11 protein-coding genes are annotated in these 13,568 nt (G+C 33.4%); 8 read left to right on the top strand and 3 right to left on the bottom strand.

Features of this window, described 5'->3' with window-relative positions:
- Positions 1–3: 3 nt before the first annotated feature.
- Complete coding sequence (locus C7H52_RS05600) at positions 4–1,509, bottom strand: TrkH family potassium uptake protein (RefSeq protein WP_106462891.1); 1,506 nt, start codon at positions 1,507–1,509, stop codon at positions 4–6.
- Positions 1,510–1,512: 3 nt separating this feature from the next.
- Complete coding sequence (trkA, locus tag C7H52_RS05595) at positions 1,513–2,862, bottom strand: Trk system potassium transporter TrkA (protein WP_106462890.1); 1,350 nt, start codon at positions 2,860–2,862, stop codon at positions 1,513–1,515.
- A gap of 143 nt (positions 2,863–3,005) precedes the next feature.
- Here trkA and ubiE point away from each other — a divergent pair, with 143 nt between their 5' ends.
- Both ubiE and porT read left to right on the top strand, forming a co-directional pair.
- Positions 3,006–3,731: a bifunctional demethylmenaquinone methyltransferase/2-methoxy-6-polyprenyl-1,4-benzoquinol methylase UbiE gene (ubiE, locus tag C7H52_RS05590; protein ID WP_106462889.1), complete on the top strand. Its 726-nt coding sequence runs from the start codon at positions 3,006–3,008 to the stop codon at positions 3,729–3,731.
- A gap of 5 nt (positions 3,732–3,736) precedes the next feature.
- Positions 3,737–4,459: a type IX secretion/gliding motility protein PorT/SprT gene (gene porT / locus C7H52_RS05585; protein WP_106462888.1), complete on the top strand. Its 723-nt coding sequence runs from the start codon at positions 3,737–3,739 to the stop codon at positions 4,457–4,459.
- A 2-nt stretch (positions 4,460–4,461) separates the two neighbouring features.
- Here porT and C7H52_RS05580 read toward each other — a convergent pair whose 3' ends face one another.
- On the bottom strand, positions 4,462–5,184 hold the full coding sequence (locus C7H52_RS05580; protein ID WP_106462887.1) for an RNA methyltransferase: 723 nt from the start codon (positions 5,182–5,184) through the stop codon (positions 4,462–4,464).
- 120 nt (positions 5,185–5,304) lie between these two features.
- Between C7H52_RS05580 and tamL the strand changes: the two genes are divergently transcribed.
- The 6 genes from tamL to C7H52_RS05550 all read left to right on the top strand — a co-directional run bounded on the left by tamL (position 5,305) and on the right by C7H52_RS05550 (position 13,528).
- Positions 5,305–7,827, top strand: coding sequence for a translocation and assembly module lipoprotein TamL (gene tamL / locus C7H52_RS05575; protein ID WP_106462886.1), 2,523 nt, complete (start codon positions 5,305–5,307; stop codon positions 7,825–7,827).
- 69 nt (positions 7,828–7,896) lie between these two features.
- The gene (gene fbaA, locus C7H52_RS05570; RefSeq protein ID WP_106462885.1) at positions 7,897–8,964 is read left to right on the top strand and encodes a class II fructose-bisphosphate aldolase; all 1,068 of its coding nucleotides are present in this window, start codon (positions 7,897–7,899) and stop codon (positions 8,962–8,964) included.
- 63 nt (positions 8,965–9,027) lie between these two features.
- On the top strand, positions 9,028–9,885 hold the full coding sequence (gene accD / locus C7H52_RS05565) for an acetyl-CoA carboxylase, carboxyltransferase subunit beta (protein ID WP_106462884.1): 858 nt from the start codon (positions 9,028–9,030) through the stop codon (positions 9,883–9,885).
- 169 nt (positions 9,886–10,054) lie between these two features.
- Complete coding sequence (gene rpsO / locus C7H52_RS05560; RefSeq protein ID WP_106462883.1) at positions 10,055–10,324, top strand: 30S ribosomal protein S15; 270 nt, start codon at positions 10,055–10,057, stop codon at positions 10,322–10,324.
- Positions 10,325–10,515: 191 nt separating this feature from the next.
- Positions 10,516–12,753, top strand: a complete 2,238-nt coding sequence (locus C7H52_RS05555) for a polyribonucleotide nucleotidyltransferase (RefSeq protein ID WP_106462882.1) — start codon at positions 10,516–10,518, stop codon at positions 12,751–12,753.
- 241 nt (positions 12,754–12,994) lie between these two features.
- Positions 12,995–13,528, top strand: coding sequence for a hypothetical protein (locus C7H52_RS05550; protein ID WP_106462881.1), 534 nt, complete (start codon positions 12,995–12,997; stop codon positions 13,526–13,528).
- Positions 13,529–13,568: the final 40 nt, after the last annotated feature.

The raw sequence follows: 13,568 nt of genomic DNA, 5'->3' as shown, positions 1-13,568 counted from the left end.
AAATTACCTATTTCTCCAGAAGAATGGCGTCATAATAACCAGAACCGTAAACAATTCTAAACGACCAATAAACATTAAAAAAGCAGACCACCATTTCCCTATGGCAGGTAAAGAATTATAATTGTTTACCGGGCTAAAATCACCCAAAGCAGGACCAACGTTACCTAAACTTGATGCAGCAATACCTATAGAAGACTCAAAGTCAATCTCCATCATGGAAAAACCTAATGCACCAATAATAAACGAGATAAAGTAAAGAATAAAAAAGCCTAAGATGTTAAAAACAATTTCTCCCGAAACCGACCGCTTATTATAACGTACTGGTAAAATAGCATTAGGATGGAGCGCGCGCTTAAACTCTAAAAAACCGTTTTTAATGGTAATTAAATGTCTAACCACTTTAATACCTCCAGAGGTACTACCAGCAGAACCTCCTAAAAACATCAACCCAAAAAAGAATACCACTAAAAATGGCGTCCATAAGGTAAAATCTGCAGTAACAAAACCTGTAGTGGTAATAACAGAAATTACTTGAAACAACGCATGTCTAAAAGCACTTTCCGCCTCACCAAAAACCATTGGATGCTTAATACTGGACAAAGACACATCTGCTCTGAAATAGATGATAACTGCAGCTATTAAAGTAAACACTGCTATAAATTTTACATACAGCTTAAACTCATCATCCTTTATAATGTTTGAGAACTTCCCTTTAAACAAGTAGTAACTTAATACAAAATTGGTTCCCGCCAAAAACATAAAAAAGATAATGATGTATTGAATTAGCGGATTATCATTCCAAAACGCTACACTGGCATTTTTAGTGGAAAAACCCCCTGTAGATAAGGTACAGAGCGCATGGTTTATAGCATCGAAAAAACTCATCCCTGCTAGCTTTAGCAATAGCGTTTCCGCTACAGTATAAGCAAAGTAGATTAACCATAAACGCTTGGCTGTATCTGTAATTCTAGGATGTAATTTATCGGCACTAGGACCAGGAGCTTCAGCAGCAAACAACTGCATCCCACCAATTCCTAGTAAAGGTAAAATGGCAACTGCTAATACAATAATTCCCATACCACCAATCCAATGCGTTAAACTACGCCAAAATAACACACCATAAGGCACCGCTTCAATATCATCTAAAATAGAAGCTCCAGTTGTGGTGTAACCAGACATGGTTTCAAAAAATGCGTTGGTAAAATCGGGAATACTTCCTGTAAACAAATAGGGTAAAGTTCCTGAAAGCGTCATAACAATCCACCCAAAAGTTACAACAATATAACCTTCCCGCTTATTCATGACTTTTTGATGGTCTTTTGTAAAAAACATACAAATGCCACCAACCAAGAGCGTTACAAAACCAGATAGAAACAAATTAAGAGTTACTCCATCACAATAAATAAGGCTTATGAGCGAAGATAATAACATGAAACCACCATTAAACAATAACAGCAGTCCGAAAAAATGGAAGATAATTTTATAATTAAGTTTCAGGGATTTTCTCATGCTCTATAAGAATAGTTTTTCTACTTCTTTTATAGATTTTGGCAAACAGCAAACTACCATATAATCGCCTTCCTGAATTTTAAAATCTCCTAATGCAATAAAACCTTCAGTTCCTCTAATAACACCTCCAATAATTGCAGAACGCGGAAAATCGATATCCTTAATTTTTTTGTTACAAACTAAGGAGCTTCGCTTCACCTTAAATTCTAACAACTCTGCATTCATGTTGTTTAACTTAGTCATCGCGATAACCTCACCACGACGGATGTATCTAAATATATTGTTAGCTGCTAAAAGTTTCTTATTAATTAACGTGTCAATTCCAATAGACTGAGATAATTCAAAATAATCCATATTCTCTACAAGAGCAATGGTTTTTTTAACCCCTTTAGATTTTGCAACCAAACAAGACATGATATTGGTTTCAGAATTACCTGTAACCGCAATAAAAGCATCCATGTGGTTCACGTTTTCTTCATCTAAAAGCTCTACATTTCGTCCATCTCCATTAATCACGAGTACTTTATCTAAGCGGTCTGCCAAATCAAAAGCCACGTCTTTATTTTTTTCAATAAGCTTAACATTAAAATGGTTTTTGCTTAAATCTCGAGATGTTTTGTAACCAATTTTACTACCGCCTAAAATCATAACATCCTTTATAGGATCATTAGTTCTACCTGTCATTTTACATAACTCATTCCCGCCACCTTTACTGGTTATGAATACGACATTATCGCCTTCTCGAAACTCTGTATCACCTCGAGGAATAATAGTGTACTGTGTACCAAAACGTTGAATTGCAATAGGAACAAAATGAAATTCTGAAAACAACTGTGCAGCTTCTTTTACCGTTTTTCCTACAAATGAAGCTGTACGAGATAAGCTTAAGCTTACCATAGTTAGTGCTCCATTTTCAAATTCATAACTATCCTTAAAAGCGGATTGGTTTAATAATAATTCAATTTCTGAAGCTGCCAGACTTTCAGGGGAAATTAATTCATCAATACCAAAACGGGTAAATCCCACCTCATCTTTATTGGTAATAAACTCTGTATTACTAATTCGTGCAATGGTACGCTTGGCACCTAATTGTTTTGCAATAGCACAAAAGGTGATATTAGTAGTTTCGGCAGCGGTAACACCTATAACCAGATCACTATCCTCTACTCTAGCATCTTTTAAAATAGCTATAGAAGTTGCGTCTCCTTTTAAAACTTTAATGTCTAAGTGTGTATCTGCGTAAGTTAAACTTTCCCGATCTGTATCGATTAAAGTGATTTCTTGAGATTCGTAAGATAATAATTTAGCCAAATGAAATCCAACTTCACCAGCGCCTGCAATTATTATTTTCATAGTAGTTTTGAGATAAGGCTACAAAGATACTAAATTTTAATATTTTGAGCTTGAGCAAATAAAAGGTATTCTTTCATTTTTAATTATTAGTCTTATCCTACGATGATATAAAAAAAACCTCTAATTTTGTAAAAAAAATTGTTTTGAGTAAAATTAAACCTTACAAAGACAGCGATCTTAGCAAAAAGGAACAAGTCACCAAGATGTTCGACACCATTTCTGGAGAATACGATAATTTAAATCGGGTTATTTCTTTTGGAATAGATATTAAATGGCGCGATAAAGTGGTTAAAATTGTTGAAGATGCCCAGCCAGAAAATATTTTAGATATTGCTACAGGGACAGGAGATCTAGCTATTAGTTTGGCTAAAACTTCAGCTACAAAAATTATTGGTTTAGACATAAGTGCTGGAATGCTTGAAGTAGGCAAAGTCAAAATTAAGTCTAAAAAATTAGACGATAAAATTGAAATGATTATTGGCGATTCAGAAAACTTACCTTTCGACGATAATACTTTTGATGCCATTACTGTAGCTTTCGGTATTCGAAACTTTGAACACTTAGAAAAAGGGCTGGCAGACATTTTACGTGTTTTAAAACCTGGAGGAACGTTTGTAATTTTAGAAACTTCTGTCCCTACTAAAACACCATACAAACAAGGTTATGCATTTCACTCTAAGGTCATTTTACCTATGGTAGGGAAACTGTTTTCTAAAGATAAAACAGCCTACACTTATTTAAGTGACTCTGCTAATGTTTTCCCTTTTGGTGAGCAGTTAAACAATATATTACGAAAAGTTGGGTTTATAAATGTGGAAGACTTACCACAAACATTTGGTGTTGCCACCATTTATAAAGCATCGAAATAATTTTTATGAAAAAACAGATTCTCCTATTTGTTATATTAATTTCTGGTTTAACCGCTAACGCACAATGGTTTACAAAAGAAGCGGTGCAAAACCACCAATCTGTAGATAAAAAACCATTAAGCTGGGGTTACTATATAGGTTTTAATAATTTAGATTTTAAGTTTGATTATAAAACACCTGTTAAAGATATAATTACAGAAAAATCTGCAGGTTTTAACGTTGGTTTAATTGGTAATGCCAGAATTACAGACCATATAGATGTTCGTCTAGAGCCTGGACTAGTCATTTCTACCAGAACTTTATTTTTTGACGAATCTTATTTTGACGGTATTCCCGAAGAAGATATAAAGAATAGCGATTTTATGCGTGAAGTAAAATCCACTTACGTTTATATACCATTACTTTTAAAACTATCTACTACAAGAATCAATAACTTCAGACCTTTCATTTTAGCCGGATTAAGTACCGCTTTAAACCTATCCAGTAATCAAGATAACCCAGAAGATAATAGTAGCGGAAATTACAGAACCAAAAAAAACGTATCGTTTTATGAAGTAGGTTTTGGAATAGATTTCTATCTGTCTTATTTTAAATTTACACCAAGTATTCGTGGTGTATTTGCAACCACAAACGAACTAGTTCCGGACATAGACCCAAATAGTCCATGGACAGGAAATATTGAAAGCCAGCAGACCCGAGGTATTTTTATTAATTTTACCTTTCAGTAATTTTAAGACGTTCTAAAAAATTCGCTTAATAGAATAGATGTTGCGGTTGCCACATTTAAACTTTCAGTTGCTTTTAAGTCTCCAAAACGTGGTATGCTTGTACGATTTGATATTAAATTTTCAACTTCTCTAGAAATGCCATTAGCTTCATTTCCCATAACTAAAACAGCAGACTTTGTTAAGGTAGATTTATAAACGTTTTCTCCGTCCATAAATGCACCATATACAGGTAAATTAGTGGATTTTAAAAACTCAGGTAAATTACAATAACTAACATGTACACGTGTTAAAGACCCCATAGTAGCCTGAATTACTTTTGGGTTATAACAATCTACTGTATGTTCACTACAAACCAATCGAGATATTCCAAACCAATCGCACAATCTTATAATGGTTCCTAAATTACCAGGATCGTTAACATCATCTAAAGCTAGAGTAAAATTATCGGTAAAGCTTAGTTCTTTTTTCTCAATATGAAATAAAGCTAAAGCTGTATTAGGATTAGATAAAAAACTAATTTTTTTTAATTCTGATTCACTAATAATAGTTTCTTCTTTTTCAGATAAATGAAATGATGACGTAGTATATAAATGTTTTAAAGAATATGAAGAGTTTAAAAATTCATTTATCGTTTTAATACCTTCAACTACAAAAACACCATCTAGCTGACGATACTTTTTTTGTTTTAAACGAGTTATACTTTTTATATCGTTTTTAGAAAGCATTAAGTTTCATTTTTTTGATAAAGAAAAGAAAAAAGTCAATAAAATAAGTAGCTTATCGTTTAAAAAAGATAAAAACGCAAATAATATATGTATTTTTGAGCGGAAATTTTTTAGCCAACTATGTTGTTAAATAAAAACTTTTACCTTCTTATTTTAGGAATTATTCTGATTTCTGTCACCTCTTGCGATGCCCTAAAACGTGTGGGAGATGATGAACATTTACTGGACGAAAATCGTATTGAAGTAAATGGAGAAGAGAACAAAACAGTTGTCCTAAAAAATTTACTTTACCAGCAACCAAATAAAAACCTTTTAGGGTTTCCTTTAAGATTGCACATCTACAATTTGGCAAGACCAAATTTAGACTCCATCTTAAACGAACGTATTTATGAAAACCCTGAAAAGTTAAGAAAAAAAACAAATTTATATTCCAGAAAACAAGTTGATAAATTAGTAGAATCTAAATTAAACTTTAATGCCTGGTTAAAAAGTGTCGGAGAAGCCCCGCAAATTGTAAATGATTCTTTAACAAAACGATCATTAAAGCGACTAGAAAGTTATTATTGGAATAATGGCTGGTTTAACGTAAAAACAGATGTGGAAACAGATAAAGATAGCACTCAACGCGCTAAAGTAATATATAAAATAAATTCAGGATCACCTTTTATTATAGACTCTATTTCTACAAAAATTGCTTCACCAATAGTAGACTCACTATATGAAAAGACTAAAGCTGATTCATATTTAAAAAAAGGAGAACAGTACAAAACTAATAACACTCTTAACGAGAAAAAGCGTGTTACAGATGTTATGAGAAATAACGGCGTATACCACTTCTCTCAAGATTACTTCTACTTTGAAATGGATACCATTGGCACAAACAATAAAATTAATGTTGAGCTTCAAATTGCCAATAGATCTATTAAAAACGGAGACAGCACATTAAAAGAGCCTTTTAAAATTTATAAAATTAAAGATGTAAATATCTACACAAATAGTTCTTTTGAAGACAGAAACACTATATACACAGATACGACTATCTATAACGGTTTTAATATCTATAGTAAAGGGAAATTAAAATATTATCCAAAAGCCATTACAGATCCTGTATTTATTACCCCAAACAGTATTTTTAAAGATAAAAACAGACCACTAACTTCGAGGAAAATTAGTGATTTAAAAACCTTTAAATACCCAAGGATAGAATATATTGAAAATCCAGATACCACACTTACTACAAATATTTATTTAAATCCTTATAAAAAATTTACGTTGGGTTTTAGCGGCGAAGTCTTTCAAAGTAACATACAAACTGTTGGATTTACAATTAACCCCAGTTTAACCATGCGTAATGTTTTTAAAGGCGCAGAAACTTTAGAGCTTTCCGGCTTCACCTCTATTGGTGCGTCAAAAGACGCAGCAGATAATAGCGACAGTTTTTTCGATATTAACGAAGTTGGTGCCAATTTAAGACTAAACATCCCACGATTTTTTTTCCCATTTAAAGCAGATAAAATTATTCCTAAAGAGATGTTCCCAAATACATTAATTAGTATTTCAACATCTAGCCAAACCAATATTGGTTTAGACAAACAGACTTTTAACGGTCGTTTTAATTATACTTGGTTTCCGAATAAATCTGTTACAAACAGGGTAGACCTTTTTAATATACAATATGTAAAAAACCTTAATACCTCTAATTATTTTAACGTCTATGAAAACTCCTATGATGTACTAAATCAAATTGCTATTAACACCAACTACATTCCTGCCGATAGTGAATTGAGTATTCCTAATCAAGCCGATCAGTTTTTAGATGACGTCACTAGCGGGGCTTTCCCGTTAACTGGAGAAACTTTCTCAACGGTTAATAGTATAGACGAACGTAAAGACCGTTTAACCGAAGACAACTTAATTATAGCTTCAAATTTTAGTTATACTAAAGATAAAAGAGATAATTTATTTGATAATGATTTTTCAATCTTCAGGTTTAAAGTAGAAGCTGCAGGTAATCTTATCTCATTATTAGCAAATAGTGCAGGTTTAAATAGCAATAGCGAAAACAATTATGAAATTTTAAATGTAGCCTATTCGCAATATGTAAAAACAGAGTTTGACTATGTTAAGTACTGGGATTTAGGAGAAAAGAATGTCTTTGCCATACGTAGTTTTTTAGGTATTGCCGTTCCTTTTGGAAACTCCTCAAGCATTCCATTTTCTAAAAGTTTTTTTGCTGGTGGTGCAAACGATAACAGAGCATGGACCGCTTATAATTTAGGACCTGGAAGCCTACAAAGTAACAACGAGTTTAATGAAGCCAATTTAAAAATTACCTTAAGCGCCGAGCAACGCTTTAACATAGTAGGACCTTTAAATGGTGCTTTGTTTGTAGATGTTGGAAATATCTGGAATGTTTTAGACGACGTAGATCAGGAAGAAGCAACTTTTACAAATCTTAACGATTTAAAAGATATAGCCATAGGTTCTGGTTTTGGATTTAGATACGATTTTAATTTCTTCTTGTTAAGATTTGACATTGGTTTTAAAACCTATGATCCCTCTTACCAAGAACAAAATAGATGGTTTAATGACTATAATTTTTCAAATGCCGTCTATAACATTGGTATCAACTATCCGTTTTAATTAGTTTACGATTTAGGGTTTTATTAAAAAATCATTACATTTGAGGCTTAATTAAAACCCAAAACTAACATGGCTCACAACATCAAACCAGGCGTTGCAACTGGAGATCAAGTTCAAGAAATTTTCAAATTAGCAAAGGAAAAAGGTTTTGCTTTACCAGCGGTAAACGTAACTGGATCTAGCTCTATTAACGGCGTTCTAGAAACGGCTGCAAAATTAAATGCTCCAGTAATTATCCAATTTTCAAATGGTGGTGGTGTATTTAATGCAGGTAAAGGTTTAAGTAACGAGAACCAAAAAGCTGCAATTGCAGGTTCTGTTGCAGGTGCACGTCACGTACATATTATGGCAGAAGCTTATGGCGTACCGGTTATTTTACATACCGATCATGCTGCAAAAAAACTACTTCCATGGATTGATGGTTTATTAGATGCTAGTGAAGCATTTTACAAAGAAACTGGAAAATCGTTATTCTCTTCTCATATGATAGATTTAAGTGAAGAGCCTTTAGAAGAAAACATAGAAATTTGTAAAGAGTATTTAAAGCGTATGTCTAAAATGGGCATGACTTTAGAAATTGAATTAGGTATTACCGGTGGTGAAGAAGATGGTGTAGACAACAGCGATGTAGACGAGTCTAAATTATACACACAACCAGAAGAAGTTGCTTACGCTTATGAAGAATTAAGCAAAGTAAGTGATAAATTTACCATTGCTGCGGCATTTGGAAACGTTCATGGGGTTTATAAACCAGGAAACGTAAAACTAACACCAAAAATCTTAAAAAATTCTCAGGAATTTATTTCAGAAAAATATGGTGTGAAACACAATCATATCGATTTTGTATTCCATGGTGGATCTGGTTCTTCAGTTGAAGAAATTAGAGAATCTATTGGTTATGGCGTAGTTAAAATGAATATTGATACCGATATGCAATATGCATTTATGACTGGTGTTAGAGATTATTTTGCAGACAAAACAGATTACTTACAATCGCAAATAGGTAACCCTGAAGGCGAAGAAGTACCAAATAAAAAATACTACGATCCAAGAGTTTGGATTCGTAAAGGAGAAGAAACTTTTGTAGCAAGATTAGAAAAAGCGTTTGAAGACTTAAATAATGTAAACACATTATAAAAACTTCAAAAATCTATTTTGTATTTTTGCTGCAACAATAAAACTATTTAATTAGGATTTTATATGGCTTGGTTTAAAAGAAAAGAAAAGGGTATTCATACCTCTACTGAAGATAAAAAAGACACTCCAAAAGGACTTTGGTATAAATCGCCTACTGGTAAAATAGTAGATACTAAAGAGTTAGAAAAAAACTTTTATATAAGTCCAGAAGACGGATATCATGTTAGAATAGGAAGTAAAGAATATTTTGAAATCCTTTTTGATGATAATAAGTTTAAAGAGTTAGACGAAAATTTAACTTCTAAAGATCCTTTAAGTTTTGAAGACACTAAAAAGTATCCAGATCGTTTAAAAGCCGCTCAAGACAAAACAAAGCTTAAAGATGCAGTAAGAACTGCTGTTGGTAAATCTAAAGGTAAAGATTTAGTGGTTGCAGCTATGGATTTCTCATTTATTGGAGGTTCTATGGGTTCTGTTGTAGGAGAAAAAATTGCTCGTGCAGCCAACTATTCATTAAAAAACAATGTCCCATTTATGATTATCTCTAAATCTGGAGGTGCCCGTATGATGGAAGCAGCATTATCTTTAATGCAATTAGCTAAAACCAGTGCTAAATTAGCGCAGTTAGCAGACGCTCAAATCCCTTACATCTCTTTGTGTACAGATCCAACAACAGGTGGTACCACAGCCTCTTTTGCGATGTTAGGCGACATTAATATTGCAGAGCCTGGCGCTTTAATTGGTTTTGCAGGACCACGAGTGGTAAGAGATACTACAGGTCAGGAATTACCGGAAGGCTTCCAAACGTCGGAGTTTTTATTAGAACATGGTTTCTTGGATTTTATCACACTAAGAAGTGAGCTTAAAGACAAAGTAAATCAATATATAGATTTAATTACAAATGCGCCTTTAAGAGCATAGGTAATTAATTGCTATTAGATATTTATTGACTAAGGTCTATCAAAAAAAAATATAATTTTGATAGACCTTTTTTATACAATAAACAGTTTCCATATCAGATAATTGTCTATATTTGCAGCTCGAAAGAAACACTTTCGTGTACATAACAATCATTTACAATAATATTAGAATGTATTTATCTAAAGAAGAAAAAGCTAAACTTTTCGAAAAACACGGAGAGAAAGCTACAAACACAGGTTCTGCAGAAGGACAAATTGCTTTATTTACTCACAGAATTAACCATTTAACAGAGCATTTAAAGAAAAATCATAAAGATTATAACACAGAGCGTTCTCTTGTTAAATTGGTAGGTAAGCGTCGTGCTTTACTAGATTATTTAACTAAGAAAGATATCTTAAGATATCGTGCTATTGTTAAAGAGTTAGGATTAAGAAAATAATCTTACTAAAAAAACCACGCTTTATAGCGTGGTTTTTTGATATAAAACTACTCAAACGTAAGAGTATAACACTCGTAAAGAAGAAGCTAAATTATAGTTTTTCATTGGTCACCGTCTCTAACTAAGACACACACACAACAACTACAACAACAACACAACGACCATTGTTTAATTAAAATTAAAAAACTTTTATGATTCCAAAAGTATTTAAAGAGGTCATTGACCTTGGAGATGGAAGAGAAATTTCTATCGAAACAGGAAAGTTAGCAAAACAGGCGCATGGTTCTGTTGTTGTTCAATCTGGAAAATGTATGTTATTATGTACTGTAGTATCTAACTACAAGCAAAGTGATGTAGATTTTTTACCTTTAACGGTAGACTACCGTGAAAAATTTGCTGCTGCAGGTCGTTACCCAGGTGGTTTCTTTAAAAGAGAAGCAAGACCAAGTGATGGTGAGGTATTAACCATGCGTCTTGTAGACCGTGTGTTACGTCCGTTATTCCCAAAGGATTATCACGCAGAAACTCAGGTTATGATACAGTTAATGTCTCATGACGAAAACGTTATGCCAGACGCTATGGCTGGATTAGCTGCTTCTGCCGCTATTCAATTATCAGATTTCCCTTTTGAATGTCCAATTTCAGAAGCTAGAGTTGGTCGTGTTAATGGAGAATTCATTATTAACCCTACTAGAGCTCAGTTAGCAGAATCGGATATCGACATGATGATTGGTGCTTCTGCAGATTCTGTAATGATGGTAGAAGGTGAGATGAATGAAATTTCTGAGGAAGAAATGGCAGACGCTATTAAATTTGCTCATGAAGCTATTAAAGTACAATGTGCTGCTCAGGTTAAATTAGCCGAAGCATTTGGTAAAAAAGAAACTCGTGAGTACACACCAGAACGTGAAGACGAAGAGTTAGCTAAAAAAATTAAAGATTTAGCTTACGATAAAGTTTATGAAATTGCTAGAAACGGATCTTCTAAAAAAGAGCGTGGTGAAGCATTTGCTGCTATTAAAGAAGACGTAAAAGCAACTTTTACAGAAGAAGAATTAGAAGATTACGGAGACTTAGTATCTAAGTACTACGCTAAAGCTGAAAAAGCAGCCATAAGAAATTTAACCTTAGATGAAGGTTTACGTTTAGATGGACGTAAAACAGACGAAATTAGACCAATCTGGTGTGAGGTAGACTATTTACCATCTACACACGGATCGTCTATATTTACACGTGGAGAAACTCAAGCATTAGCTACAGTTACTTTAGGAACCTCTAGAGATGCTAATCAAATTGATATGCCATCTTTTGAAGGTGAAGAAAATTTCTATTTACACTATAACTTCCCTCCTTTTTGTACTGGAGAAGCTCGACCAATTAGAGGAACCTCTCGTAGAGAAGTTGGACATGGTAACTTAGCACAACGTGGTTTAAAAGGTATGATTCCTGAAGACTGCCCTTACACAGTACGTGTAGTGTCTGAGGTTTTAGAGTCTAACGGTTCATCGTCTATGGCAACCGTATGTGCAGGAACTATGGCTTTAATGGACGCCGGAGTTAAAATGACTAGACCAGTATCTGGTATTGCAATGGGATTAATTTCTGATGCAGAATCTGGAAAATATGCAGTATTATCGGATATTTTAGGAGATGAAGATCACTTAGGTGATATGGACTTTAAAGTTACAGGTACGTCTGAAGGTATTACAGCTTGCCAAATGGACATTAAAGTTAAAGGATTAAGCTACGAGATTTTAGTGAATGCTTTAAAGCAAGCACGTGAAGGTCGTTTACATATATTAGGTAAAATTACCGATACTATTGCTGCACCTGCAGAAAGCGTTAAGGAACACGCACCAACTATGATAACAAGAAGAATTCCAAATGAATTTATTGGAGCTTTAATTGGACCAGGTGGAAAAGTAATCCAAGAAATGCAAAAAGAAACTGGAACGACAATTGTTATAAATGAAGATCCAGTAACCGAAGAAGGTATTGTAGAAATTTTAGGTGTAGGACAAGAAGGTATTAAAGCCGTGACTGCTAAAATTGATGCATTATTATTCAAACCAGAAAAAGGTAGTGTTTACGAAGTAAAAGTTATTAAAATGCTAGACTTTGGAGCAGTTGTAGAATATACAGAAGCACCAGGAAACGAAGTGTTATTACACGTAAGTGAATTAGCATGGGAACGTACAGAAAATGTAGCCGATGTGGTGAACATGGGTGACGTGTTTGATGTGAAGTACTTTGGTGTAGACCCAAGAACACGTAAAGAAAAAGTGTCTCGTAAAGCTATTTTGCCAAAACCAGAAGGTTTTGTTGAAAGACCACCAAGAGACGATAAACGTAGTAGCGGACGCGATAACAGAGGTAAAGATAACCGACGTGACGACCGTAAACCAAGACAAGACAGAAAAGAAGATTAAGAACATCTCTTTTATAAATCTTAAAAGCCCAACAGCAATGTTGGGCTTTTTTATACTGTATTCCTAAATTCGCCACACAGTATCAGAGAAGATTTGCAACAAATTAATAGTCCGTTGGATAATGCTTTAAAAAAATTATCTTTACGGAATAACAGTAACTCAAATATTACTACATCCTACTTATTAACGGGATATCGTTAATAAAAGTTATGATATAACAAGTTGTGCACAAGTTGAGAAAATGAAATATACATTAATAATTTTGACTCTTCTTTTGACTTTTTCATTTAAAGTCAAAGCTCAAGAAACGGACTTAAAAATAGTCTGTAACGAATCGACTAAAAAAGACCCTGAATATTCAGATGACATTATTATAAAAACTTGTGAATTTAAAAATCACTTATTCAAATCAACTGGAATTGCTGATTATAAAGGTCGATACTCTTATAAGTATGAGCTGTTTCAGATTGACAAAAAGGATACTATAAAAGTAAAAAACTCTGACTTTTTTAATCAAAAGGCTATCAGATTGGAAAAATTAATAAACCAGAAACTCAAAACTGGATACGAATCAAATTCCAAAATTCCTGAAATCAGCGACTGTATGAAATGGATTGACTTTAGATATTATGAACTAAACGAATTTGGAATTTCATTTACCGACAAAAATCAAGTGGAATTTAGCGTTGATTACGGAATTGGAAGTGCTTGCTTTAATATAAGTTCAAGTTCAATCATTTTGGAACTTTCTGAAATAGAAAAATATTTAAAATAAAAAATAGTGCACAACAACGACTATAGTCCATTGCTTCAGA

The sequence above is a fragment of the Aurantibacter aestuarii genome (assembly GCF_003008425.1).
Classification (GTDB): Bacteria; Bacteroidota; Bacteroidia; order Flavobacteriales; family Flavobacteriaceae; genus Aurantibacter; species Aurantibacter aestuarii.
The sequence above is the reverse complement of the archived record's forward strand: the minus strand, read 5'-3'. Positions and strand labels throughout refer to the sequence as shown.

Bases quoted from the DNA above. Each gene is read 5' to 3' on its own strand.
- C7H52_RS05580 (WP_106462887.1), bottom strand. From the start codon at position 5,184: ATGCTTTCTAAAAACGATATAAAAAGTATAACTCGTTTAAAACAAAAA.
- trkA (WP_106462890.1), bottom strand. From the start codon at position 2,862: ATGAAAATAATAATTGCAGGCGCTGGTGAAGTTGGATTTCATTTGGCT.
- C7H52_RS05600 (WP_106462891.1), bottom strand. From the start codon at position 1,509: ATGAGAAAATCCCTGAAACTTAATTATAAAATTATCTTCCATTTTTTC.
- tamL (WP_106462886.1), top strand. From the start codon at position 5,305: ATGTTGTTAAATAAAAACTTTTACCTTCTTATTTTAGGAATTATTCTG.
- C7H52_RS05550 (WP_106462881.1), top strand. From the start codon at position 12,995: ATGAAATATACATTAATAATTTTGACTCTTCTTTTGACTTTTTCATTT.
- accD (WP_106462884.1), top strand. From the start codon at position 9,028: ATGGCTTGGTTTAAAAGAAAAGAAAAGGGTATTCATACCTCTACTGAA.
- C7H52_RS05555 (WP_106462882.1), top strand. From the start codon at position 10,516: ATGATTCCAAAAGTATTTAAAGAGGTCATTGACCTTGGAGATGGAAGA.
- rpsO (WP_106462883.1), top strand. From the start codon at position 10,055: ATGTATTTATCTAAAGAAGAAAAAGCTAAACTTTTCGAAAAACACGGA.
- fbaA (WP_106462885.1), top strand. From the start codon at position 7,897: ATGGCTCACAACATCAAACCAGGCGTTGCAACTGGAGATCAAGTTCAA.
- porT (WP_106462888.1), top strand. From the start codon at position 3,737: ATGAAAAAACAGATTCTCCTATTTGTTATATTAATTTCTGGTTTAACC.